The 23,518-nt window shown below is 68.1% G+C and carries 26 protein-coding genes; 5 read left to right on the forward strand and 21 right to left on the reverse strand.

Annotation, left to right across the window (positions count from 1 at the left end; genetic code table 11):
• The first annotated feature begins 25 nt into the window (after positions 1-25).
• The gene (locus tag AB0M92_RS24995) at positions 26-1,495 is read left to right on the forward strand and encodes a peptide deformylase (protein WP_366104515.1); all 1,470 of its coding nucleotides are present in this window, start codon (positions 26-28) and stop codon (positions 1,493-1,495) included.
• A gap of 188 nt (positions 1,496-1,683) precedes the next feature.
• Here the strand turns inward: AB0M92_RS24995 and AB0M92_RS25000 are convergent, their stop codons facing one another.
• From AB0M92_RS25000 to AB0M92_RS25075, 16 genes are all read right to left on the reverse strand, one after another.
• Positions 1,684-2,613 (reverse strand): hypothetical protein, encoded by a 930-nt coding sequence (locus AB0M92_RS25000; protein ID WP_366104516.1) that lies wholly within the window; start codon positions 2,611-2,613, stop codon positions 1,684-1,686.
• Entirely contained in the window at positions 2,610-3,164 is a 555-nt protein-coding gene (locus tag AB0M92_RS25005) for a DUF6624 domain-containing protein (RefSeq protein WP_366104517.1), read from the reverse strand. The genes AB0M92_RS25000 and AB0M92_RS25005 overlap by 4 nt, the downstream gene beginning before the upstream one ends.
• Positions 3,165-3,552: 388 nt before the next feature.
• On the reverse strand, positions 3,553-4,155 hold the full coding sequence (locus tag AB0M92_RS25010; RefSeq protein WP_366104518.1) for a hypothetical protein: 603 nt from the start codon (positions 4,153-4,155) through the stop codon (positions 3,553-3,555).
• A gap of 74 nt (positions 4,156-4,229) precedes the next feature.
• Positions 4,230-4,685 carry a hypothetical protein gene (locus tag AB0M92_RS25015; protein ID WP_366104519.1) on the reverse strand — a complete coding sequence of 152 codons (456 nt, stop codon included), beginning with the start codon at positions 4,683-4,685 and terminating at the stop codon, positions 4,230-4,232.
• 94 nt (positions 4,686-4,779) lie between these two features.
• The gene (locus AB0M92_RS25020) at positions 4,780-5,418 is read right to left on the reverse strand and encodes a hypothetical protein (protein ID WP_366104520.1); all 639 of its coding nucleotides are present in this window, start codon (positions 5,416-5,418) and stop codon (positions 4,780-4,782) included.
• Positions 5,415-5,906, reverse strand: a complete 492-nt coding sequence (locus tag AB0M92_RS25025) for a LuxR C-terminal-related transcriptional regulator (RefSeq protein WP_366104521.1) — start codon at positions 5,904-5,906, stop codon at positions 5,415-5,417. The genes AB0M92_RS25020 and AB0M92_RS25025 overlap by 4 nt, the downstream gene beginning before the upstream one ends.
• Before the next feature lie 105 nt (positions 5,907-6,011).
• Entirely contained in the window at positions 6,012-7,247 is a 1,236-nt protein-coding gene (locus AB0M92_RS25030) for a cytochrome P450 (RefSeq protein WP_366104522.1), read from the reverse strand.
• Positions 7,244-8,494, reverse strand: coding sequence for a cytochrome P450 (locus tag AB0M92_RS25035; protein WP_366104523.1), 1,251 nt, complete (start codon positions 8,492-8,494; stop codon positions 7,244-7,246). The genes AB0M92_RS25030 and AB0M92_RS25035 overlap by 4 nt, the downstream gene beginning before the upstream one ends.
• Complete coding sequence (locus AB0M92_RS25040) at positions 8,491-9,090, reverse strand: ATP/GTP-binding protein (RefSeq protein ID WP_366104524.1); 600 nt, start codon at positions 9,088-9,090, stop codon at positions 8,491-8,493. The genes AB0M92_RS25035 and AB0M92_RS25040 overlap by 4 nt, the downstream gene beginning before the upstream one ends.
• Positions 9,071-9,427, reverse strand: coding sequence for a DUF742 domain-containing protein (locus tag AB0M92_RS25045; RefSeq protein WP_044472860.1), 357 nt, complete (start codon positions 9,425-9,427; stop codon positions 9,071-9,073). The genes AB0M92_RS25040 and AB0M92_RS25045 overlap by 20 nt, the downstream gene beginning before the upstream one ends.
• A complete protein-coding gene (locus tag AB0M92_RS25050; RefSeq protein ID WP_366104525.1) occupies positions 9,424-9,861 on the reverse strand; it encodes a roadblock/LC7 domain-containing protein in 438 nt (145 codons plus the stop codon). The genes AB0M92_RS25045 and AB0M92_RS25050 overlap by 4 nt, the downstream gene beginning before the upstream one ends.
• Positions 9,854-11,188 carry a histidine kinase gene (locus AB0M92_RS25055; RefSeq protein WP_366104526.1) on the reverse strand — a complete coding sequence of 445 codons (1,335 nt, stop codon included), beginning with the start codon at positions 11,186-11,188 and terminating at the stop codon, positions 9,854-9,856. The genes AB0M92_RS25050 and AB0M92_RS25055 overlap by 8 nt, the downstream gene beginning before the upstream one ends.
• Positions 11,170-11,664: a hypothetical protein gene (locus AB0M92_RS25060; RefSeq protein ID WP_366104527.1), complete on the reverse strand. Its 495-nt coding sequence runs from the start codon at positions 11,662-11,664 to the stop codon at positions 11,170-11,172. The genes AB0M92_RS25055 and AB0M92_RS25060 overlap by 19 nt, the downstream gene beginning before the upstream one ends.
• Positions 11,661-13,484: a glycoside hydrolase family 15 protein gene (locus tag AB0M92_RS25065; RefSeq protein ID WP_366104528.1), complete on the reverse strand. Its 1,824-nt coding sequence runs from the start codon at positions 13,482-13,484 to the stop codon at positions 11,661-11,663. The genes AB0M92_RS25060 and AB0M92_RS25065 overlap by 4 nt, the downstream gene beginning before the upstream one ends.
• A gap of 171 nt (positions 13,485-13,655) precedes the next feature.
• Positions 13,656-14,294, reverse strand: coding sequence for a hypothetical protein (locus AB0M92_RS25070; RefSeq protein WP_366104529.1), 639 nt, complete (start codon positions 14,292-14,294; stop codon positions 13,656-13,658).
• Positions 14,291-14,482: a DUF5999 family protein gene (locus AB0M92_RS25075; protein ID WP_366104531.1), complete on the reverse strand. Its 192-nt coding sequence runs from the start codon at positions 14,480-14,482 to the stop codon at positions 14,291-14,293. The genes AB0M92_RS25070 and AB0M92_RS25075 overlap by 4 nt, the downstream gene beginning before the upstream one ends.
• A gap of 1,301 nt (positions 14,483-15,783) precedes the next feature.
• Between AB0M92_RS25075 and AB0M92_RS25080 the strand changes: the two genes are divergently transcribed.
• Together AB0M92_RS25080 and AB0M92_RS25085 are read left to right on the forward strand one after the other, a co-directional pair.
• The gene (locus AB0M92_RS25080; protein ID WP_366104532.1) at positions 15,784-16,245 is read left to right on the forward strand and encodes an ATP-binding protein; all 462 of its coding nucleotides are present in this window, start codon (positions 15,784-15,786) and stop codon (positions 16,243-16,245) included.
• On the forward strand, positions 16,242-17,288 hold the full coding sequence (locus tag AB0M92_RS25085) for an aldo/keto reductase (RefSeq protein ID WP_366104533.1): 1,047 nt from the start codon (positions 16,242-16,244) through the stop codon (positions 17,286-17,288). The genes AB0M92_RS25080 and AB0M92_RS25085 overlap by 4 nt, the downstream gene beginning before the upstream one ends.
• Before the next feature lie 25 nt (positions 17,289-17,313).
• Here AB0M92_RS25085 and AB0M92_RS25090 read toward each other — a convergent pair whose 3' ends face one another.
• Genes AB0M92_RS25090 through AB0M92_RS25110 form a run of 5 tightly spaced genes read right to left on the reverse strand, consistent with a single transcriptional unit; the run spans position 17,314 to position 22,141 of the window.
• On the reverse strand, positions 17,314-17,811 hold the full coding sequence (locus tag AB0M92_RS25090) for an NUDIX hydrolase (protein WP_366104534.1): 498 nt from the start codon (positions 17,809-17,811) through the stop codon (positions 17,314-17,316).
• A gap of 11 nt (positions 17,812-17,822) precedes the next feature.
• On the reverse strand, positions 17,823-19,088 hold the full coding sequence (locus AB0M92_RS25095) for a hypothetical protein (RefSeq protein WP_366104535.1): 1,266 nt from the start codon (positions 19,086-19,088) through the stop codon (positions 17,823-17,825).
• Between the two features lie 6 nt (positions 19,089-19,094).
• The gene (locus AB0M92_RS25100) at positions 19,095-19,574 is read right to left on the reverse strand and encodes a PPC domain-containing DNA-binding protein (RefSeq protein WP_366104536.1); all 480 of its coding nucleotides are present in this window, start codon (positions 19,572-19,574) and stop codon (positions 19,095-19,097) included.
• Between the two features lie 34 nt (positions 19,575-19,608).
• Complete coding sequence (locus tag AB0M92_RS25105) at positions 19,609-20,610, reverse strand: asparaginase (RefSeq protein WP_366104537.1); 1,002 nt, start codon at positions 20,608-20,610, stop codon at positions 19,609-19,611.
• A 37-nt stretch (positions 20,611-20,647) separates the two neighbouring features.
• The gene (locus tag AB0M92_RS25110) at positions 20,648-22,141 is read right to left on the reverse strand and encodes a hypothetical protein (protein ID WP_366104538.1); all 1,494 of its coding nucleotides are present in this window, start codon (positions 22,139-22,141) and stop codon (positions 20,648-20,650) included.
• Positions 22,142-22,332: 191 nt separating this feature from the next.
• Between AB0M92_RS25110 and AB0M92_RS25115 the strand changes: the two genes are divergently transcribed.
• Complete coding sequence (locus AB0M92_RS25115) at positions 22,333-23,238, forward strand: DUF5753 domain-containing protein (RefSeq protein WP_366104540.1); 906 nt, start codon at positions 22,333-22,335, stop codon at positions 23,236-23,238.
• Complete coding sequence (locus tag AB0M92_RS25120; protein WP_103546323.1) at positions 23,235-23,468, forward strand: DUF397 domain-containing protein; 234 nt, start codon at positions 23,235-23,237, stop codon at positions 23,466-23,468. The genes AB0M92_RS25115 and AB0M92_RS25120 overlap by 4 nt, the downstream gene beginning before the upstream one ends.
• Positions 23,469-23,518 lie beyond the last annotated feature (50 nt).

Here is a 23,518-nt window from a genome sequence, read left to right on the forward strand (position 1 = left end):
GCAACTCCCGGAGGGGAAAGACGCCTTGGAGAACGAGGAACGGGCGACGTTTGCTGCGGAACTCACGCACTGGCGCAGCGTGCGGGGCCTGTCGAAGGCAGCTCTCGCCCAGCGCCTGAACATCGACCCCTCGTACGTGAGCCACCTTGAGGCCGGCCGGGAACACGGCAGCTCCCAGCTCGCTCGCCGGGCGGACACTGAACTCGACGCCGGCGGAGCACTGTGGCGGGCATGGCAGCGCACCGACGCCTCCCCGCAGGCGGCCGAGCAGAACGACCCGCCGTCCGGCACCGGCCTGCTGGTCCTGGAGGACAAGGCGGCGCTCCGCTACGACGACGGACGCTTCTACCTCAGCATGCGCAGGCTCCTGCACAACAACGGCACCGAGCCCGTCACCCGATACCTCGTACGAATCGCTGTCGACCGATACCCATCCGAACCGGAACGGTCCAACGCCCTCTACCGCCGCAACCCTCTGACCTGGGAAGAACTCCAGCTCACCGCGCAGTGCGCCGATGAGCCGATGGGCTGGACCGTCAAACACGACCGGGACGCGTTCAAAGAGGTGTGGCTTCAGTTCCAGAACCCAACGAGCCGCTTCCCTCTCTACCCCGGCCAGGAAGCCGAGATCTCCTACTCGTACTCGGTCGGCGCCGAGAAATGGGGTCCTTGGTTCCAACGCGCGGTGCGACTGCCTACTCGGCGTCTGGCCGTGGAACTGGCCTTCCCCCGAGACAGTGAACCGTCCGTCTGGGGAACCGAGACCTCCATGAGCGCCGACTTTGCCCCGCTGCGCACACCTCCACAGCGCACGGAACGAGGCGAGCACAGCGTCTTCTCCTGGGCCACCCTCGACCCGCCCTTGCACGCACGCTTCCGCCTTGAGTGGCGCTTGAAGAACGCAGTCGACGAGAAAGAGAACACCCCCGTGAGCACCCTGTCCGCGAGCCAGGCCATGGCCACCGCCGGCATCGCCCAGGACGGCGACCCCGTCCTCACCCGCGCCGCCCGTCTTTTCGACCTGCCAACCGAGGCTGAAGAGGCCCAGGAGGTCATCACCTCGCTGATGGACGCAGTCGGCCGCGTCCGCCAACTTCACACGTTCGGCAAGGGCATGGGTATCGCCGCACCCCAGATCGGGATCGACCGCTCCGCCGCCGTCGTCTTCCCACCAGATGCCGGGACAGAGCCCATCGTGCTGCTGAACGCCCGCGTCGCTGAGGAATCCGAGGACGAGGACGAGCAGTACGAAGGCTGCCTCAGCTTCTTCGACGTCCGAGGACTCGTGCCCCGCCCGCTGAGCATCGTCGTCGCTCACAGCAGCCTTGACGGCTCCACCTACCTGTCGCGCTTCACCCACGGCCTGTCCCGGCTCGTCCACCACGAGGTCGACCACCTGGGCGGCGTGCTGTACCGCGAGCGCATGCGACCGGGTGTGCAACCGATCCCTGTAGAGGAGTACCGCGGGACCGGCCAGCGCTGGACGTATGGCTGAGCAACAGCGTGGCGCGGTGAGCTTTATGGGCCCGTGCCGCTCACGCAGGCGACGGGCCTGCTCTGCGAAATCCCTCCGGACGCGCGCCAGGTCGGCACCGGTGATTAGGAGCTCCCTCTGGTCTCGCGCGCGGGAGTGTGGCATTCCGCCGTTGAGCAGGTTGTACGTACCCAGCCGAACGGTGATGGTCATGCCGCACCGCCGGCAGCGGCCGGATGGTGGCCGTGGGCGGACGCGGCGTGTCGGCTGTCGTGCGGCTGATACATCGGGGCGGGCCGGTGCAGGATGGTCCGCATCTGCGCCACGTCGAGCTCGGCCCGCAGGGGCAGGTGGTCGGACAGCCGGCGCAATTCAGGGCTGTCGCAGACGGTGAAGCTGGTCAGGGCGGGGGCGAGTTCCGCGCTGAGGTACCCGCGGTCGATGCAGTACCTGGGGCCCTTCGGCCGGCCGGGGTGGTCGCGATAGCCGGAGCTGGGGGCCAGGGCCTCGGGCTGGTCGAGGTGCTCGGCGGCGTGGCGTGCCATCTCGACGTAGCCGGCCGTCAGCAGTTCACGGTCGGGGCGCGCGTCTGTGTGCCGATGGCCGGCGCAATCGTAGGTGCGGTTGGCGACGAAGGCGTGGTCGGTGTAGCCGTCCCAGCGGATGTCCGTGCCGACGCGATAGCTGTTCCAGTCGCCGAAGATCATGGCTAGCCATCCGGGTTTGGCGAGAGTGGTGCACCAGCGGGCCTCGGTCAGGCGGTGCTCGGGCGACCAGTAGCAGGTGTGCATGCTGACGGCGCTGATCTGCCGGGGGCTGAGGGTGCCGTCAGCGTCGCGGAGGCGGACAGCGATGTTCGCCGGCGCGTGCCAGGGTGCCCAGGCCTGCGGGTACTCCTCCGTGCACACCAGGGGTCCATCGCGGCGGACGAAGATCGCGTTGTCGTTGGAGCTGCCCGGGCGCGGGACAGCGATATGGCCGTCCATGTCCAGGAGTTCCGACACGCGAGCGAGCTGGTCCGGCTGGACTTCCTGCTGGAAGAAGATGTCAGGGCGCTGCTCCTGGACCCAGCGGGCACCCGCCTCCAGGTTGATGCCCTTCTCCAGGTTCCAGTTCAGAACGGTGATCGATTCGTTCATGCCGCGCACCTCTCGGGCAAGGAGAAGGGGAGGGGGTCCGCTGTAGCGGAGGTCGATAAGGAGCCGAGCGGCCCGTGGCGCTCGCGGAGGTGCCGAGCCTGCTCGGCGTAGGGGGGCAGGTCAGCGCCGGCCCTTCGGGTGTCGAGCTGCGCGAGGTCGGCGATCGGGTGCGGCTGGAGCTGCCCATCAGAGCGGTACCAGTGCTGGGTGCCGTACAGCTGGGGCTGCTTGGCGTTGACGAGGCAGCGGTCGTGCAGGTGAGCTAGCTGAGCGCGAGTGGCTTCACCTGCTGTTACGGCCACTTGGAGCAGTCGCAGAAGCCTCTGCTGAAAAGCCGGATCGTGGTCGCAGTGCACCGCGATACTCACGGCCGCCTGGCAGGCGTTCTGGCCCACCGTCCGATGCCCCGGCCACTGCCTGAGACTCTCCACGATGCGGTGCAGCGCCACGGCGTTGTCCTGCTGCGCCTTCTGGACGGCCGCGAGGGCATCTGCTGCCATGCGGACGCGTTCCGGCCCAGGAGTGCGCCACTGCTCTCTGGTGATTTCCATGCGGCTCAGCAGTTCGGCAGCGAACGCGGCGTGACTCGGGCTCGACTCGTACGGTCCGCTCACGGTGTCACCGGCCTGGAGGGTCCTGCCGACCAACGGCCGCGCTTTGTGGCGCCAGCCTGACCGTGGCCGCACTGAGCCCGCGCAAGCGGAGCCATGGGGTACGAGGGGGTGTTGAAGCTGGCGAAGGGTCCTGTGTCGCGGAAGCCTGGGGGCGGCACGCGGACCGTGAGCAGAAGACGTGTCAGCTCCAGCGACACACGCAGCCAGAGGTCACCGTTCAGGGAGAACCGGGTCTTCACGGCACCACTCCCTCTGGGGTGGACGGCCGCGCCGTGCCGCCGCAGCGCCCGACCGTCTTTCCGCCTGCCCGGCAGGGTCACCTTGCTCATGAAGCCGGCTCCTTCTCCGCGGACACTGCGGGCAGTACGGGGATCGCCGTGGTGATGAACGACTCGAGACTGTCCGCGCGGCACGCATTTGCTGTCAGCAGGACGTCCAGTCCGTCGGGTGGGCCTGCCGACCGGTGGCGGGCCCACCCGCACTCGTCCACCAGATGACCGATGAGGCGCTCGCCGGCGGAATCGCGGTGGTGACGAAGGGGGACGGTGCAGGCCACCCGGGTGTAGTCACATAGGGCGGCGTAATGGCGGGCCCAGATGGTCAGGAGCCAGCCGATCCTGTAGCCGACGCCTGGGGCGGCAGCGGCGCAGGACAACGCCAGTGTCGGCTGAGTGTTCTCGGAGTCCGTCCACGGCGGCGCGGCCAGAGCGCTCCGATCGAGTTGGAGGCAGCCGACAAAGGCGTTGTCGTCGGTGTCGACCAGGACGGCCATCTCGCGCTCATCGCGCAGGGACTCGAGTATCGGCCGGACGCTCTCGGCGGGCAGGTCGCGCTCTCGGCGCCAGGCCATGACCTGGGAGCTGAGCACTTCGTACTCGCTACGTCCGTCCAGGTGTCGGATCAGGTACGGAGGTGTGGTGGGGTGCACGGAGCTTCCTGCGGAGCGAGGGCTTGTCGCGGGCTCGAGGAGGGTGCCGGGTGCGCTTACGGAGGCGTTGTTGGTCACCGGCTGGTCCTGGGGCGCCGGGCGGCGCGGCGCGGGGTGCTGGTGAGACCGGACGGAGCGGTGAGGGCGTCGTTGAGTAACTCGGCGTGGGTGTAGCCGGCACCGGGCGGGGTGTGCCAGTGCAGGTCGGTGCCGGCGGTGACATGGGCGGCGGGGATCGTGAGGCGGGTTCCGGGCCGCAGAAGGCGTATCCCGTGACGGGCCCACGGTCCGGGGCGGACGGTGTCCGGGTCGAGGAGGATGTGCCAGCTGCCGCTGTAGGGGTCGGCGAGCACCGGTCCGTGCCCACCGGCGGCCTGCAGTGCGGCGATCAGCGGAGGTGCGAGGGTTGCCGGGAGCCGTACGGCGTCGAAGTGCTCGCCGCACCCCCAGGTACGCAGGCCGCCGGGCGGCGGTACCCACGGCGGCAAGGTGAGGGACGGGGGTTCGTACGGGGAGGACGTGAGGCGCATCAGGGTGTCCTTGTGGGATCGGGGCGAAGGAGCGCAGCAGCGGCAGCGCGTGGAGGATCTCGGAGCGGGTTTGGGCGGCCGAGGTGAAGCGTCGTCATGGCGCTCTCACCGCCGAGGGCCCGACTGCGGCCGGATCGGAGATCACCTCTGTCAGTGCGGGTCTGGCCTGGGCACGCAGCCGCAGACGGATGACGCGTTCACCGGTCGGACTCAGACTGGTTCGCGATCGGGTCTCCCACCCGAGGTCGCACAGGTACTGCAGTGACCACTGGGCTACCTCATCGATGGCTCCGGGCTTGCACGGAACGTCGCACCAGACCCACATCAGACGGCTGTTGGCCGCGTAATCGGCAAGCCACAGGGTCAGCATCCGTCCGACCTGGCTCGACCCGGCCGTCACCGGGTCAAGGGAGACCAGAAGTCCCGGATCGCGGCCGTCGACGCCCCAGTGCCGCATATCCGGATCTCTGTGCAGGACGAGAGCGCCGACGAGGATGCCGCCCTCGTAGAACCCAAGGGCGCCGCCTTCTCGGAGAAGGGCATTGGCGCGATCGGTGGTGACGGTTATGCCCTGTCCAGCGAGTAGGTGGGCGCGGTCTGTGGCCAGGGCCGCGGCTTCAGCGCGAGCGGCGTCGGTGTTGATCGGCAGCACCTCGTACACGGGCGCGGCGGGCCTGCGGCCCGTCGGAGATTGTCGCCGGTCGCCGTCATGGAAGCTGCCCTGGGTGCTCATGGGGCGGGCTCCGCCGTGGCCGTTGCGTCGGTCGCGGAATGAGAGTCCGAGGTGCCGAGAATGCCCCACGTGTGTGCCAGCCCGACCAGGTGGGCTGCGTTGCGGGCGTCCCCCTTGTCCACGGTGGCGTCGATCTCGGCGCGCACGTCGTCGGCCGGCACACCAATGGCGTTCCCGATGTCGGCGTTGAGGGTGTGCTCGGCCATGGCCCGTATGACGGTCACTTCGTGCTTGGTGAACGCCGGAGCCGTCCCGCTGCCGGCCGGTGGGGGAACCTCTCGGGCGGCGAGAAGGGTGTGGACGAGGACGGCACGCGAAGATCCCGGGCAGCCCATCTTCTTGCGGGCCGCACTGAGGTGGCTGGCCACGCCATCCACGGACAGGCAGACCTGGTTGGCGATCGCCTTGTTGGACACGCCGTAGACGAGTTGTGCGGCGACGCGGCGCTGGTCAGCAGTGAGGGTCGTGGTGGGCAGGGCGGTGGTCATGTGGAGTCCTGGGTCGGCGATGTTGTGTGACGGGCGCGGGGTGGTGGAGGTGCGCCGGCGGGGACGGTGAGCACGGTCTCCGCCGACGCGGTAGCGGCGCCGCTTCTACGCTGCGGCGTGCAGCACGACGGGCAGTGCGGTGACGTCGGTGCCGATGAAGGAGCGCTGCGGCTCGAGGTCCTCGACCTTGCAGGCCAGGGCGATCTGGGGGAACCGCTCGAACAGGGCCGGGAGCGCTACTTCGGCTTCGAGCTTGGCCAGCGGGGCACCCAGGCAGTAGTGGATGCCGTGGCCGAAGGCCATGTGGTCCTTGTCGTCCCGGTCGATGCGGAAGGCCTCGGGTTCGTCGTGGACGCCCGGGTCGCGGCCGTGGGCGCCGAAGCCGATCAGGATGGCGTCGCCTTCCTTGATGGTGACGCCCTCGCCGAGGTCGATGTCCTTGGTGGCGTAGCGCAGGGGCAGGTGCATGATCGGCGGGTGGAGGCGGAGGGCTTCCTCGATGACGTCGCGCCAGCGCCGGGGGTCGGACAGAACGGTCGCCAGCTGGTCCGGGTGGTTGAGGAGCTCGCGTACGGCGGCGTTGATGAGGGCGACGGCGGTCTCGCTGCCCGCTCCGATCATCAGGATCAGGGTCGAGATCAGCTCGATGTGGCTGAGCCGGTCGCCGTCTTCCTCGTGGGCGGCCAGCAGCAGGCTGGTCATGTCCTCGCCGGGGGTGGCCCGTTTGACGTCGATGAGTGTCTGCATGGCCTGGTAGAGGTCGTGCTTGGTCGCTTCGGCCTGCTCCGCGGTGACGTCGGTGGCGAGGACGGAGTCGATGACACGGAGCATCTCGGGGCGCTGATCGGCGGGAACGCCGAAGAGGTCGCAGATCAGGCGCGTGGGCACCCGGTAGGAGAAGTGGGTGCGCAGATCGACGGGCGCGGTCTGGTCCTGGTGGGCCAGGGTGTCGAGGAGGTCGGTGACGATGGCCTGGAGGACGGGGCGCATCGCTTCGACCCGCCCGGGGGTGAAGGCGCGGCTGACCAGTTGGCGCAGCCGTTTGTGGTCGTCGCCGTCGGAGGTGAACATCGAGACGACGTCGACCCAGGCGTAGAGCCACGGTATGGAGCCCGGGGTGTGGGAGGGCCAGGACTTGCGGGCGTCCTTGGATACATCGGGATGGGTGAGGAGCCGCTTGGCGACGTCTCCGCGGGTGACCGACCAGGCGGGGACATCTTCCGGCATGCGGACCCGGACGGCCGGGCCGGCCGCCCGGAGCTCGTCGGCCTGGGCGAACAGGCGGCGGCCGCCGCTGCTGTCGAGTGTCACGGTCGCGGTCCGGGCGGGGGTGCTGGTCACGAGGAGCCTCCTGCGAGAGCGGCGGTGGGAAGACGGTCGTGCGACTTGGGCCGGAACCTGACGGGCATCGACTGCGGGCACTGGTGGAAAGGGCCGTGCCGCAGAAGGGGTTCCGGGTCGGTGGAGGTCAGCTCCATGTCCCAGAGCTGGTCCAGAACGGTCTCGACACCGGTCTGGACGATCGTGGTCGCCTGGGAGATTGCGGGGCAGCGGTGCGGGCCCGCCGACCAGGCGAGGTGGCTGCGGTTGTCGTATCCGAGGTTGTCGGGGAGCGCCGGGTCGGTGTTCGCTGCCGCGTGGGAGATGAGAACCGGGGACCCCGCCGGCACGTACGCCCCGTGGAGGTAGGTGTCGTGGCGGGCGAAGTGGACGGAGAAGTTGGCCATCGGCGGGCGCTGCCACAGGGCCTTCTCCAGGGCGCGGCGCACGGTGAGAGTTCCGGCGGCGAGGTTGCCGGCGTAGTCGTCGTCGCGCAGGAGCAGGTGAAGGGTCCAGGCGGTGCACGCGGCGGCGGGGATGATGCCGGCGCCGACGGCGCAGAACAACTGGTTGAGTGCTTCCTCGTCCGTCAGCGCGGCGGCGTGGTTGATCATCCAGGAGGTGAGGTCCTGGCCGGGCTGGGTGCGGCGAAGCTGGATGAGCTCGTACAGGAGCCCCGCGAAGTCGGCTGCGCCCTGGGCCGCTTCGGGGCCGGCGCTGATGAGGTCCTGGCACGCGCGCACCATGTGCGTGGACTTCTCGGGCGGGCATCCGAGGAGTTCGGCGAACACCAGCATGGGGAGGATGTCGGCGAAGTTGCTCATGATGTCGGCCTGGCCGTTGCCGATGATCCGGGCGATCAGCGTCAGGGCGCTGCGTTGGGTGATCTCCCTGAGCCAGTGGGGGCTGATCCGGGCGATGCAGTCGTCCATCGCCCAGCGCAGGCGGGCGTGCTCCTGGTCGTCGGTGTAGAGGACCGAGGGACGCCAGGCCATCATGCCCAGCACGGGGCTGTCGCCCGGAACTTCGCCGTTGGCCAGGGCCGCCCAGCGGCGGGAGTCCTTGGAGTACGTGCCCGTGTCGTTCAGGAGGGTGACGGCGGCGCGGTGCTGGGTGACGACCAGGGCGTGGACGGTGGGGGCGATCTCGGCCCAGCCGACGGGTCCCTGGCTGCGCAGTTGGTCGTAGGTGGCTTGGGGCTGGGCGGCGAAGGCGGCCCCGTGCAGCATGGGGCAGCCGCTCGCGGAGAGCGGGGGCGGCATGGTCATGAGGCGGGCTCCAGGCTGGGGCGGGACAGCAGGTGGGAGACGAGTGCTATCAGCGGAGACTTCGCTGAGCTCTTTTCCCGTACGTCGCACTCGACGAGGGGCGTGGACGGGTGCAGGTCCAGGGCCTTGCGCAGTTCGGCTTCGCTGTAGTGGGGAGAGGCCGCGAAGGTGTTGACCGCGACGACGTAGGGCAGATCGGCTTCTTCCATGCGCCCCATGGCGTCCCAGGACTCGGTGATGCGCGCCGTGTCGACCAGGACGACGCCGCCGAGGGCGCCCTGCATCAGCTCGTCGATCATGTAGTCGAACCGCGGCTGACCGGGGCCGCCGAACATGTAGAGCACGATGTCGTCGGTCAGGGTGAGGCGACCGAAGTCGAGTGCGACCGTGGTGGTGTTCTTGTCCGACAACCCCCGCAGTGTGTCGACGATCTCGCCGGCCTTCGTCATCCGTTCTTCGGTTGACGTAGGCCTGATCTCGGAGACCGCACCGACGAACGTGGTCTTGCCGACGGCGAAGGGGCCGAGCACGACGATCTTCACCGAGTGGCGGACACCGGGCGCCAGGTAGTTGCCCTCAGAGGTTGATGAGCGCATCGCGGATCCTCTCCAGCAGCTGTCTGTCGTGCTGCTGAGCGGCGGGTACGGGGTCACGGCTGACGAGATGGCTGCTGTCGACCAGTGAGGAGACCAGCACCTTGGTCACAGCGGCCGGGAGTTGCAGGTCGGCGCTGACCTCGGCCAGCGACAGCACTCCGGGCAGGCAGTGCTGCATCAGCCGGCGGGAGTGGGCGTCCAGGCCGTGAAGCGGCTTGTCCGGGTCGGCGATCAGGAGAGTGGCCAGGTCCAGGGTGCGGCGGGTGGGCGCGGCCCTTCCCCCGGTCGGGGTGTAGGGCCGCACCATTCCGGCGCGCCGCCGGCCGCGGGGGGTCACGACGTTCCGTACGCTGTCCGCTCCCGGGCGGACAGCGCGGGAGCCAGGCCCTTGATGGCCTTGATCGTCGCCCCGGAGGCGACGGCCACTTCGGGCGCGGTCATCTCCGCGGTGACGGAAACGGCCAGCGCGGTGTTGTGACCGGCCCCGAAGACGAGGATGCAGCGGTTCGGCAGGTCGATGATGACCTTGCGGGGGGTGTCCTCGTCCTCGTTCGCTTCGGCGAGCTCCGCGATGGAGCGGCCGAGGGAGAAGATGCTCGAGGAGCTGGCCCCAGCGCGGTCGGCCACATCGCGGCGGACACCGTCCGAGTGGGCCAGCACCATGCCGTCGGAGCTGAAGAGGACGGCGTGCAGAACGCCCTTCTCCTCCGCGAGACGGTTGAGGACCCAGGACATGTCGTGGGTGTCGGCGGTGGGCTGCTGGTCAGGCACGGAACTGCTCTCCTTCGGTGGGGCTGGACTCGTGGTCGCGGATGGTCTCCGCCAGGTGGGCAAAGCCCTGCGTGAACGCTTCGGGGTCCTCCGCAGGCGCTGGCGCGCCGGTGACTACGGGGGCCGTGGGACGGGGCGAGCGCCTGCGCCGCTGCGGCAAAGCACTGCCGTCCGACGGCTCACCCCGTCGGTCGGCCTGGTCCCCTTCCGGGGGAGCCTGAGTCGGTGAGGCCGAGGCGTGCCCTGTGGTCCGCGAGGCCGCTGCTTGCCGCTCCGCCTGGGTTTCCTCTGCGGTCGGACCGTGTCCGAAGAGTTCCCGCGGGATGCGAAGGACGGCCCGCACTCCGCCGTACGGGGACGTGCTGGTGACATCGGCGGCGAAGCCGTACTCGCCGGCGAGGCGGCCGATGACGGCGAATCCGAGCTGGCGCGTGTCCTGCAGAGCCGTCACGTCCAGCACGGTGTGCCGCGACAACTGCCGGGCGGCCTCCTCGCGCTGATAGGCGTTCATGTTCAGGCCGCCGTCGTCGACGACGATGCAGAACCCCGTCTGGAACGCCTGCACCTCGACGAAGACCTTGCCGTCGGAGTACGCGGTGGCATTGGACAGCAGCTCGGTGAGCGCCACCGTGACCGGTTCGACGACACGGCCTTCGAGCCAGGTCTCGCCGCTGCCGGGCTCGTAGGTGTAGCTCACCCGCAGATAGGCGTTGATCCGGCCCCGCGCGGATTCGACGACCTCGCTGAAGGTGCAGTCCGCCCGCTGCAGACCGGGCCATGAACCAGCCAGGATGCGCGTGCGTTGGAGCGTGTGGAGGGCCTGGGTGACCAGGTGGTCGAAGCCCATCAGGCTCTGGTGGTACGTCGTGCCCTGGGGGTAGCGGTCCATCTCTTCGACGACGTTCAGCTGGCAGCGGTGCAGGTGCGTCTGCGCCTCGTCGATGATGTCCCGAACTGAAGACCGCGCGGAGAGCCCGATCTGATCGCGGGTGACAGTGAGGGCCTCCTGGAGCAGTCCCATGACGGTCTGATGACTGTGGTCGATGGGACTGCCGGCGAGACGCTCCTGGCTGAGTCCGGGCACCGGCACGCCGCGGTGTCCGCGGGCGAGGGTGTCCACCAACGCGGGCATCTGCACCTCAGCGAAGTGCTTCGACTCCGTCTCCACCGCGCTGGCATAGGCGAGCGCGGAGTCCCGCTGGGCTTCCAGGGGTGCGACCCTGGCGGCCAGGGCCCGCTTTCTCCGGGCCTGCACTATGAGCCCCACCGACGTGGTGGCGAATCCGCCACCGAGCAGTGCGGTTGCGGTCACCAGCGAATCGAGCATGAGAGGTCCTCGCGCGAAGTGGGGGTCGACTGTGAGCGGGCGGGAGCCGGGTCGAAGCGGCGCGCTTCGGGCTGCGGCCGAAGTGCTGTGAGCAGCGGCAGGGACGCGTACAGCGGCAGGGGCGCGGAGTAGACGCGGCCCTCGTTGTTGCCGAGTCGGGCCCAGTGGAGATCCTCGGCCGGGCCGGAGCTCAGCGGGGGCACGGCCAGAACTCCACTGTCGCGGTGGTCTACCGGCCAGGGCCAGCACATGCCGCGGCCGGAGTGGGGCGGCAGGATCAGCACCCACTCGTTCCCGCGGGCCATCGCGGCCCCCACCGGGTGCGGGTTGATGTGACCCAGCAGGGAGAGAATCCGGCGTGCCGCCAGCTCGGGCATCGCCGCGGTGTCACAGTCACGGCCGATCTCGACTGCGACCGGGGCGCCGGCGGTGACCGTGTCCGGGAAGAGGTCCGCGATCGCGGGCACCGTGTTCATGCGGCGATCACCGGCCTAGCCGCCCGCTCCAGCTCGCTCATCAAGACGGCACTCTCGATCAGGCCGATCATCGAGAACGCCTGGGGGAAGTTCCCCAGCTGACGGCGGGAGGCCACGTCGTACTCCTCAGCGAGCAGGCCGACGTCATTGCACAGTGCGAGCAGTCGCTCGAACAGCGCCCGGGCTTCCTCCGGCTGGCCGGTGAGCGCGAGGGCGTCGACCATCCAGAAGGAGCAGAGCAGGAAGCTCCCCTCGTCACCGGCAAGGCCGTCGACCCCCACCTGGTTGCCGTCAGTCGGATAGCGGTGGACCAGACCGTGGTCCGTCGAGAGCTCGCGGCGTACCGCGGCGACCGTGCCGATAACCCGCGGGTCGTCCGGCGGGAGGAACCCGGTGCGCGGGAGCAGCAGCAGGGCCGCGTCCAATTCGCTGGATCCATACGACTGGGTGAACGTGTTCCGCTCGGAGTCGTAGCCCCTCTGGCACACCTCGGCATGGATGGCGTCGCGGAGCTGGACCAGCTCGGCCAGGTCGGCGTCGAGAACGCCAGCCTCCACCAGGCGCACCGTGCGGTCGACCGCGACCCAGGCCATGATCTTGGAGTGCACAAAGTGGCGTCGTCCGCCGCGCACTTCCCAGATGCCGTCGTCCGGCTCCTGCCAGCGCCGCTTGAGGTAGTCGACGAGCCCGAGGTGCAGCGTCGCGGTGCGCTCGCACCGGGCGATGCCGTGCACATGGGCCAGATACAGCGTGTCGATGACCTCGCCGGGAACATCGAGCTGGAGCTGGTCGGCAGCATCGTTGCCTACTCGCACCGGCGTTGAGCCCTCGTACCCGGGCAGCCAGGGCAACTCCCGCTCGGGCAGATTCCGCTCGCCCAGAATCGAGTACATGATCTGAATGTCGTCAGGGTTGCCGGCCACGGCCCGCTGGAGCCACTGCCGCCACGCCTCGGCCTCCTTGCGGTATCCGGTACGCAGCAGGGCGGACAGGGTGATCGAGGCGTCGCGGAGCCAGGTGTAGCGGTAGTCCCAGTTGCGTACGCCGCCGATCGTCTCGGGAAGAGAGGTGGTCACGGCGGCGACGATCGCGCCGGTCGGCCCGTACGTCATGGCCTTCAGCGTGATCAGGGCGCGGACGACCGCAGCACGGTACGGGCCGTCGTAGGTGCACGGCGCCACCCACTCCCGCCAGAACTTTTCGGTGGCCTCCAACGCAGCCCGGGTGTCAGGGACTTCCGGTGTCGTGAGGTAGTGGGAGGAGTGCCAGCTGAGGGAGAACGTCACCGTATCGCCGGCGCTGACGGTGAACCGGCTGACCAGCGCGTCTTCCTTTTGGACAGTGTCCACAGTGGCGTCCAGCCAGAGCGCGTCCGGCCCGTCGATTCCAACGGTGCGGCCCTCATGTTCGTAGATCCAGGGCCGGTGCTTTCCGTATCCGAAGCGCGGGCACCAATCGGATTCGACTTCAACCGTGCCGCTGACCCCTTCGACGATCCGGATGAGTTGCGGGCTGTCGCCGTCACGGGGAGGCATGAGGTCAATGACACGGATGGTGCCGGTCGGGGTGTCCCACTCGGATTCGAGGACGAGTGAGTCGCCGCGGTAGCCGCGCCGGTCCGCATCCGGGGCCTGGGCGCCGTCGGGACGGACGGGGCCGATCTGCCAGTAGCCGTGATCCTCGATTCCCAGGAGGCGGGTGAAAACAGAGGAGGAGTCGAAGCGCGGCAAGCAGAGCCAGTCGATGCTGCCGTCCCGGCAGATCAGCGCGGCCGTCTGCATGTCTCCGATGAGTGCGTAGTCCTCGATACGCCCAGCCATGGAATATCCGTCTCGATAGGTGCGGGTGCTCCCGAGGCCTTGCGAGGCAAGGCGGGGAACAGGGGCGGGTACGGGAGCGGCTCGCTCAGTGCCACGAACCGCGCGGACGACAAATCTGAGGGTGCGGGGGGCGGGTCCGGCTTCGAGCGGCCGCGGCCGGCAGCACTGAGTTCATCGAGCCACAGCCTTCGCTCGAAGGTTGTTCAGATCGACGGCGGTGCAGCCCTGGAGCGACAGCACTTGACGGCTCGCCAGCAGCCAGGGAAGTGCCGGATCTTCGTAGGAGACGTTGACGACGTCCTTACCAGGGACCATGAGCAGTGTCCGCGGGTCGTAGAGGATGCCGGCGACACCCCAGGCCAACGGGCGTTCGACCCACGCGGCTACATGTTCGCGCAGGTGCGGGCAGTGCTTGACCGCAATGAGCGCACACGGTGGGCAGACCGGGGCAGCGGTGGTCAGCTCCCCCTCAGCCACCGGCTGACCGACGTGCTTGAGAACGAAGAGCTGCCGCTCCGGATCCTGCTCCAAGGTGTCGGCGCCACACACTTGGCACAGCATCCGGCTCACCGCACGCCGTTGACGAAGCACGTGGACCGTCGGGAACAACGCTCTGCCCGATCCGGGGGCGATGGACTGCCTGACCCACAGCACCCCGTCCGCGTCGCGGTCGTACGGCATCTCGCCCGCGAAGCCGATACCTCGCCCGCTCGGGTGACGCACCACGGCGGGAGTCCGGTGGTTTTCCCCGCTCCACGCGGTGACGTACGGCACCGGAAGACCACCCTGTTCGTGCTGGGTCCTGTTCATACCGCGGCGCTCGTCAACCGATGCGGAGCGACGATCTTGCCGTTGGGAAGGATCTCACCGGTGTCTTCGAAGAGGAGGACACCGTTGCACAGCAGGCTCCAGCCCTGTTCCGGGTGGGCCGCGACCACGACGGCGGCCTCGCGGTCCGCAGCCTCGGCGGAGGGACAGATGGGCGTGTGCTGACACATGGTGAGTCCTCGGAAGAATCGGCACTGGGGGATGAACGATTGGCTATCCGGCAGAGGGACCGGCTGCCGTGGGAGAGCACTCACCACGGCAGCCGGGAGGCAGCAGCACTAAGGCCCTGCGCCTCGCTCCGGTCCTCCGGAGGCTGCGGTGACGGGGTGGCACCGGGTACCTTCGGCATAGGACACGGAGCCCGAGGGCGGGCGCCGGCGTACGGCGTTCACGGGGGTGTACTGCCGTGCGACGACGCCCGCCCCGCTTACGGGGTGGTCGTTCGTGGAGGGCTGTTCTGCCTGGGCGACGGCTGCGAGGTGTTGTGCGGTCTCGGCGAGAAGGATCAGGTGCACCCGCGAGCCCATGTAGTCGATCGGGGCGGGGCGGGCGAGGATCGCGAGCCGACGCGGCCCGCCCGCTGCCAGTGCTAGCGCCGGCAGATGCTCACGGAATATGGCCACCATCTGGTCGACCTCGCCCTGGCAACGGGGAAGCGGTTGGGACGGGTCTCCCAACACCTGTGCAATCAGAGGTACAACGATGTCGCCGCCGCGACGTAGGGGCCGCCCGAGGCGAAGCAGCCGAGACGCAGGCCGTCGGCCGTTCGAGCTGGCTGCGCGGACGTCGCCACCGAACAGGGCGCCGAGAATCGGCGGGACGAGAGTGATCACGACAACCTTTCCGTGGGCAGCGAGGCGGAAGAACTGCGAATAGCGTTGCCGCTCATTGGCATGTTCCGGTAGCGAAAACGGCCCCCACTTCTCCCCACTTCGGCCGTGCGGAGAACGGGGTTGATTTCCAGTCGACCCCCTTCAAGGAACGGACAATCGGGTGGAAGTCGGTCACGGCTTCCGGTGGCGATGCTGGTCTCGGAAGCCTTGTGGCTGAAGATCGACTTCCTAGCCCACTTGACCCCACTTCTCCGGAAGTGCTTGACGGGAATTCGTCACCAGTGATAGCGGCGCTGCGAACGGGCTGATCGGACATCAGATCCAAATGCTCGGCATTAGGCCAGGTAGGAGCGGTTTTCGTCACGCTTCCCGCCTCCAGTCACCCGCCGGACGGATGGCGGTGACGTCCTTATCGACGGATCGCAGCACAAGAGGAGTGCGTGAATCTCGCTCTTCTGTACGACGTCATCCACATTGGTGCCTCCTCCCGTTTCGGAAGTAGGCGGGGGAGCCGAAGAAGTGGGGAGAAGTGGGGACGGGTTTCGCTATCGCCTGCGCGGCGACTTGGGCCACGGTATTCAGCAGGACTTGTCAGTCCGTGCCCCCGGGCATCGTGAATGCAGCGAGGAGTGATCCCCGTGCTTGGTTCCACCAGCACTGCCTTGCCATGTGGCCAAGGCCGCGGCGGCGGCAGTCCCGCTACACACGCTGCGATCGACCTCTGCGGCCTCGACGCCCCGCAGAGCGCCGCCCGCCGCATAGTCCGCGAGGCCCTGGCAGGGCGAGTTGACGATCCGTACACCGACGACGTGGTCCTGGTGGCCGACGAGTTGGTGGGCAACGCCCTCGAGCACGCTGGAGCGGCCCTCGACATCTCCCTCGACGTGTACGACTGGGGAGTGACTGTCCAGGTCCGGGACGGCGGTGAGGACACTGCGGCGGTGCCCGGGAAACCCCCGGCTGCCGATGAGGACGACGAAGGCGGGAGAGGCCTGTTTCTGGTGGATGTACTGGCGAGCGCCTGGGGAGTCCAGGGCGACAGCATGGGGAAACGCGTGATCGCGGTCTTCCTCTACCGAGCGGGAGACGCTGACCGATGACACCGAGCGACCTCGCACCCCGCCGTCTGGCCGGGGACCTGACGGTGCTCCCGCTGGGCGTTAGCAGCGGCTCCTCTCGCTGGTCGCCCAGCGCCGTCCAACCAGACGACGCACGACTGCTCGACGGGCTGCGCCGCGCCCTGGAGGCCGGCGCTGGTGAGGTTGAGGCGCCGCTTTTCGACACGGCTGACAGTCACCGGTGCGGCCATGCCGAGAGGCTCATAGGCAAAGTCTTGAAGGAGTATCGGGGCGCGAAGGTTCAGGTCGCCAGCAAGGTTGGCCGGGTCCAGGGCTCTGCTCCTCACCCCTATGCCGGACCGCGGGTCCGGCACCAGCTGGAACAGACTTTGGAGAATCTGTACCTGGACGAGTTGGCCCTGTACACCCTTGAGTCGTACGACTTCGGTCTCGGCGACCGATACCTCGACCCGGTCATCGAGCAGATGCGGGCACTGCGCGACCTCGGCCAAATCCGCGCTGTGGGTCTGCGTGGCCCGGGCTTCCGCTCCTCGGTCCGCTCGGTGCGACGCTTCCTGGACCTGTTCGACCGGATCCGCCCAGACGTGGTCTGGACGCAGGCTAGTGGCCTGCTGCCGCTGGCCGACCTTGGTGAGGGGGAGGATCTCGGCGCCTTCACCGCGCGCCGCGGTGTCGGCTTGGTGATTGCCTCGCCGCTGGCCCACGGTGCGTTGGCCGGAGGCCGCACGGACCGCGCTGTGGCTGCTTGGGGCGGCTCGGCGGTCAACTGCGCGCAAGCGATGGCGTCAGCGATCACTCACGGCCTCGCAGAGCTGGCAGGCCAGTTCGGATCGTCCCCTGATGCTCTGGCCCGAGTGGCCGTGCGGTTCCTCCTTCAGCGGGTGGAGAACGCTGTAGCGGTCGTCGGCGTCAGCGACGACCGGACGGCCGTGCACGGCCACCACTTCCTCGGCCGGCCGTTGTCCGAGCACGAGCTCGCGGAAATCGGCGGAATCTTCTCCCGCATCCGGAGCGTGCTGACCCAGTCCGAGGGTCGCGCCCCGTCCGTGGAGGTCAACGTGTGACCGGCCGAGTGGCCTGACGCACTGCTCAGAGAGCAATTCCGTTGCGGAGGTAGCGCGGGACGCCGTCGCCAAGAACCGCCCAGGCCTGGGCAGCCCGAGCCCGCTGGCGGTCCGGTAGCAGCGGCAGGGCCTCTGGGACCTCGAAGAAGCGGTGCTCCGCGATCTCTTCATCGCTGGGCTTCAGTTCGGCGGCCTGCTGTGGTGACAGGACACCGGCGTCGAAGACGAAGCCGAGAAGGTCGTCCCACGGTCCGTGAGGTTCGACCCAGTCGACACACAGGAACCGCAGGCTGGCCACTGTGAGACCGAGCTCTTCGCGGAGTTCCCGACGAACGGCGTCCTCGGGTGCTTCGTTGTCCTCGGCCATGCCACCTGGAAGATCCCACCCGTCCTTGTAGGTCGGGTTCACCAGAAGCAACCTCCCGCCCTCGTCTCGGATCAGGGCGTCGGCGGCGGCCCGTTTCCGGGCCTGCTGTGCGTTTCCCTCGGCCAGATAGGCGTCACGGCCGGGATCACCCGGCATGGGTGCATGGTTCACTGCGGACCTTCCGGGAGCACAAGACTGCTGAGCAGCAATTTACGGTGCTGGGCCGAGGCGGTCATCTGCGACAGGAGCTCACGGACCTCGGGCATTTGGCGGTGCAGGTCGAAGTCGGCTTGCAGAGCGTCGAGTTGCCTGCTCAGTCGCAGTGACGTCACCGACTGGCAGGCGCTCAGCAGATCCATGCCTACCGAGCACGCCGCGTCCAGGTGCCCTTGTGAGAGCAGGACTCGAGCCAGCGTGACCTGACCGAAAGCCCTGCTGCGGACCCGGCTCGCGTCCCGTAGCGCCAGGGCGCGCTGCGCCTCCTTGGCTGCTGCCTTGAGCGCGCCGAGATCCAGGAGTACGGAAGCGGTCTCACTGGCAAGCGCGGCTTCGTCGAACGGCGCCACCCACTGGGGCGCGGGCACGGTGTGTGCGAGAGCTAGGGCTTCGCGTGCACTGTCTAGTTTCCGCTGCGCCTCACGTTCGGCGTTGAGTTGAGCGAGGGCTCTCGCCTCCATGGCGTAGAGACGAGCCGCAAGGGTGGGCACTGGCGAGCCAGTGGCGAGGCGAGCGAGCCCGCTGCGGGCAAGTTCTGCGGCGGCGTCGATCTGATCGGTCTGCAGGGCCAGGTGGCTCATGCCGGCCAGTACGTTCGCGCCCGCGGTCACGTCGGTAAGGCTCTGCGCCAGCCGTTGGGCGCGGTCAAAATGTCCGGATGCCAAGTCGTCCCGCCCGGCGTCGTGGGCCATCCAGGCTGCCATCTCCGTGAGTACGACCGCTGCACCGAATGCGCTCTCGCCGTCTTCGCGACTGTCCGCTGCGCTGAAGAGGCTCGGGGCGATGACGGTATTGAGGTAGTGCACCACGGACCGGTAGACGTGGCCGCCGCCGAGCTGGCGGTCCGCGAGCCGGAAGGAATTCATGGCGGCTAGGTGTGGCGACGCCGCCAGGTGGATCCCCGTCGGTGCGGCCGCTCCGACATCGACGTGTGGTCCGGCTTCCGGCGCCAGGGGACCGAACAAGTGCTCGGCCGACAGCTGGAAGAGGTGCTCTAGAACTCGGCATGTCGCCTGCCGGGGCAGCCCCTTGATGTCCCCAACCATCCAGCGATCCCATGTGGACCGCGAGACGTATACGGAAGCGAGGGAGGGATTGCCGTCGAGCCGGGCCGCCTCTTTCGCCGCCCGCTCGAAGTGGAGCGTGAACGTCTCGTAGATGCGCATGCGGTGGGCCTCGACCACCTCCGGGAAGCGGATCACCCTGCGCATCGTCATCCGCCCTCAGTTTCCGGTGCCGAAGCCGAGGAGGGGTACGTCATACAGCTCTGCGCTTCTTTGTCGTGTCAACGCCGGTCCCTCGGCGGCTCCGGTGACTTCGATGATTGGAATCTCGCAGATGAACTGCACTTTCGCGCCGAGTAGGTGCGACACTCGTCCCTCGGCCGACTTCCCCTTGATGCCGGCCGCGACGTGGATGTGAGGGGCCAGGCAGTCCTTCTCCGTGTCCCATGCGAGCGTTCCGCCGCCGAGTGCTTCGAGCGTCTCAACCCTGATCTCCTCCCACAAAGGGGCTTCAGGATCGGCGAGGGGTTCGCAAGAACCGACCAGCCGGGCCGAGCGGAGACCGCCGACGAATGTGGGGATGTACCCGGCTCGGATGCCCCGATCCGTGCAGAACTCGGTGAGGCCTTCCAGGAGGTCTTCCCCGTGGTCGAGGGCAAGCATGAACTGCCTGCCGGTGTGGACCTGGGCGTAGCGCATGGTCAGAGTCGTCCTTTGGCTGGGCGGGAGCGAGTCAGGAGTAGTCGAGGAACGCCTTTGCGATCTCTGGGTGGGGCGTGCCTGCGGCTACGTGGGCGAGGAGGAGCAGACGGGCCTTATATGGGTCGAGTGCGCCCGCACTGATCAAGCCGCGGGCCAACAAGTCGCTCTCGGAGCCGGGGAAGGCGTAGGTCGAGGTGAGGACGGGGCCGGTGCCGATACGCGATGCGAGCACGACGGGCATCACTGCCGCCAGCGCTTCCAGCCGACTGCACCACGTCTCGGGGACGTGGCCGGCGCCGAACGCGGCCACCACCAGGCCGGCGGCTTTGTCCGCCAGACCCTCCAGCAACGTCCCGCTGCTGCCGAACGACGCGGCAACGATCTCCACCTGCGGCAGGCTGCCGATGGGCAGCGGAACGGGTGCAGTCGGACTCAGCGAGCAGTGGAACCGCGCTGCCCCCTCCACGACGTGTCCGAGCGGCCCGGTGCCCGGGGAATTGAAGGCTCCAGGGCTGGTCGTGTGCATCTTTCGAACGTGGCGGGCGGAATGAATTTCGTCGCCGAGGACGACTAGGACACCCGTTCCCCGAGCCTCCGCACTCACGGCGGTCTGGACGGCTGCGAGAAGATTCGCTGGGCCGTCCGCTCCCGCCGTCGCGGCATTGCGCATCGCGCCCGTGAAGACCACCGGCGTGGTGCCTTGGTAGTAGAGGTTGGTTAGGAACGCAGTCTCCTCAAGGGTGTCGGTTCCCTGGGTCACAACGACGCCGTCGACCCCCTCGCCGTCGGCCTGTTGCAGTCGGCCCACGAGGCTGACGATGTCGTCGACGTCCAGGGAGGCACCCGGCATCTGCCGGAAGTCCTCCACGGTTGCCTCGGCTACGTCTTGGAGGCCGGGCACAGCGCTCACCAGGTCTGAGCCGGTCAGGGTCGGTGTGACGCCGGCTGCCGCAGCGGTGCGCGTCATGGCGATGGTGCCGCCCAGGGTGAGTACCAGAACGGTGCTGTTCGGGGCACGATCAGCGGAGAGCACGGAGGACCTTTCCAACGGGGTGATACGCGGACGGGGTTCATCGGGACGAGGAGAGCTTGCCGAGAAAGAGCAGGGTCTCATCCAGCGCTTCCACGGTCAGCAGACGGCTGCGGGGACGAACGAGACCGGCGACGCCGTACTCGCCCAGAGCACGGCACCGGGCAGTCAACCAGCTCCAGTCCAGGCCCAGGTAGCCCGCGAGTGATCGCAGACGCGTCTCCGAGTCCTCGCCCACTAGAACGTCGGCTTCCTGCGCGTCAGCGAAGGCGTTGGCGTACGTGCGCAGCTCTCCTCGGGCCGAGGTGCTGCCAGCAGCCCACAGCGCTCCGCCAGGGACCCGCACCCAGTTGGCAACGACGGCTCGCTGGCCGGGGATTAGGGCCACTCCGTCCACCTCCGAGTAGTCCGGGTTCGGCACCACCCTGGCCCGGATGCCGCAGCGCTCCATGAGGGCGATCGCCAACAGCAACAGAACCTTCTCGTATGTCTCAGAGCGCGCCACCTCGGTCTCGGGCAGGCAGAAGACTCGGATGGTCTGCGCTGCGGTCCCGTGGAAACGTTCGAGGGATCGGAGGTAGTCCAGTTTGTGCTTGAAGAACAGCCAGCAGGCCGCCTCTTCGCCGCTCTGCTCACGCGTCCAGAAGATCGGGACCGTGTTCGCATCGGCTAGTTCCTGCTCGATGTGTCGGGCGCAGAAGGCGGATCCCATCCAACTGCTGCCGACGGCGGTCAGGTCGACGAGCAGCTGGCTCGGCGCTGATCGGGGTAGGGACAGGTAGGTGTCAAGGAGGTGCTGCTCGGCGTCAAGCGTCTGATCATCGGACAAGAGGCCGTCATCGAGCTGGGTGAGCGCCCAGAGGATGCCATAGGTGAGGTCGTCCAGAAGGTAGGCCGAGGGAATCGACAAGCCTCCCACGGTTGGCGGTCCCGGCAGCGCGGGCCTGCGAGCAGCTATGGCGTCGCGGACGTACAGGTTGAAGTCGTCCTGACGTTCTTCGACACCTACAAGAAACCCGCGGCGCGCCGGCCGTAAGAACCGTTCCAGCTGGTGCAGCCCGTCCTGGCTCAAGTCACGAACGTCGGCCTCGTCGCCTCGCCTGACGACGGGAAGAAGGTGCACCGCGGCGCTGGTGCCATCCAGACGTTGGCGTCCAGCGATTTCCCAGATGCCTGCCGGACCGCCAGCGGGGAGCAGCAAGTTGGACGTGGGCCAGCGCGAGCCGATCCGTGCGGGGACCGACTCCAACCCCCTAGCTGGCTCGCTCGCGTGGGGTGACGGGCTGAAGAGTTCTTCGACGGTGTGCCCGAACATGCGCTCCAGGATCTGCGCCGCCTCGCCGCGGGGCCGGCCGTACCAGGTGCCCGAGGCCCATCTGTCGAACGTCGTGCGCCCGACGCTGGCCGTGGCGAGTCGACGGTTGCCCTTCTCGGGGGCGAGCTCCCGGCCAGTGGCGGTGAAGTGGATGCAGAACGCTTCCCAGCCGAGTAGGTCGCGGTCTTTCAACAGGAGGCTGAACAGCGTCCGACGCATCGCGGCGGCCCCTCCCTGGGCGTGTACGGGCAGCAGAGCAGCGGGACGGTCTCCACGCATGGCGACAGGTGCTGCACACTTCGTGACCCTGGCTAGGATGCTCCCTCGGGTGAGCGCTTAGCAATATGGTCGAGCAAATTGCTCGACCATATTGCTTGTAGGCAGCCCGGTGAGCCGTCAGACTGGCCACCATGCCAGAAGCGAAGACGCCGTGGTCGTTGACCCTCAGCGAAGTCGGCCTGCGCCTTGAGGAGTTGCGTGAACGACGCGGCCTCACCCAAGGTGACGTTGCGGGCCACGAAGTGCTGCATCGACGCGGTGTCAAGATCGACAACAGCGGTCTGAGCCGACTGGAGCGGGGACAGCGCCGCCGTGTCACCCGCGATCTCGTCGAGGCGCTGCTCGAGTGCTATCAGGCCAGCGCCACGGAGAGCTCCGAAATTCAGGCTCTCCTGAACGCAGACACCACGCCGGCTGGCCGTCCGCGCCCCGCACTGTGGCGGAGGAACGCCAACCTTCTTGGCCCTATGCAGTTCGAGGGCTTCCTGAAGATGGAGCGACGCGCTGCTGAGCTCTGGAACTATGAGCGCGACGTGTGGCCGGGACTGTTTCAGATCGAGGACTACGCCCGGATCGTCATCAGCCGGATGCGGCCCGAATTGCGTCCTGCAGAGGTGAAGGCCCTCGTTGACGTTCGCATGGACCGACAGCAGCAGGTCCGAGGTGGTGCACCGAAGGACTTTCGTGCTCTCGTGGACGAGAGCGCGTTCCGCGACACCATCGGCGACCGGGCAGTGTTGAGACGCCAGTTGGAGCGGATCCGCGCTGAGTCCGAGGAACATCGCAACACCATCCGCATCCTGCCGGATTCGATCGGCCTGCATCCGGGAGCTGCAGGCGCGTTCGTCCTCATGGGCTTTCCCGAAGCTGCCCGTCAGGTTGTGTGGGTGGAGACCATGGTCAGTTCGGTGTACTTCGATGGTGATGAAGACGTACAGCGCTACACCGCGGCTTTCACCAACTTGTGGGAGCGGGCGCTGGACCCCACAGAGACGCGCATGCGCCTCGAGAAAAGAATCAAGGAGCTAGAACAGTGACATCGAAGCCGGACCCGTCCTCATTCGACCTGGCGTCGATCGAATGGACGGTGTCCCAGTACAGCGGCGGCGGCGGGAACTGCGTCCAGGTTGCCGTCCAGGACGGATACGTTCTGATCGGCGACTCGCAGAACCCGGGGCGGCTGCCCCAGGTATTCACTCCTGCTGAGGCGAAGGCCTGGCTGCTTGGTGCGAAGGACACGGACTTCGACTTCCTGCTCGATCTCTAGCCCGTCCCAACGTGCTCAAGCGACCGGGCCGTCCCCAGGGCCGTTGGGGA

The organism is Streptomyces sp. NPDC051582 (genome assembly GCF_040681715.1).
GTDB lineage: Bacteria > Actinomycetota > Actinomycetes > Streptomycetales > Streptomycetaceae > Streptomyces.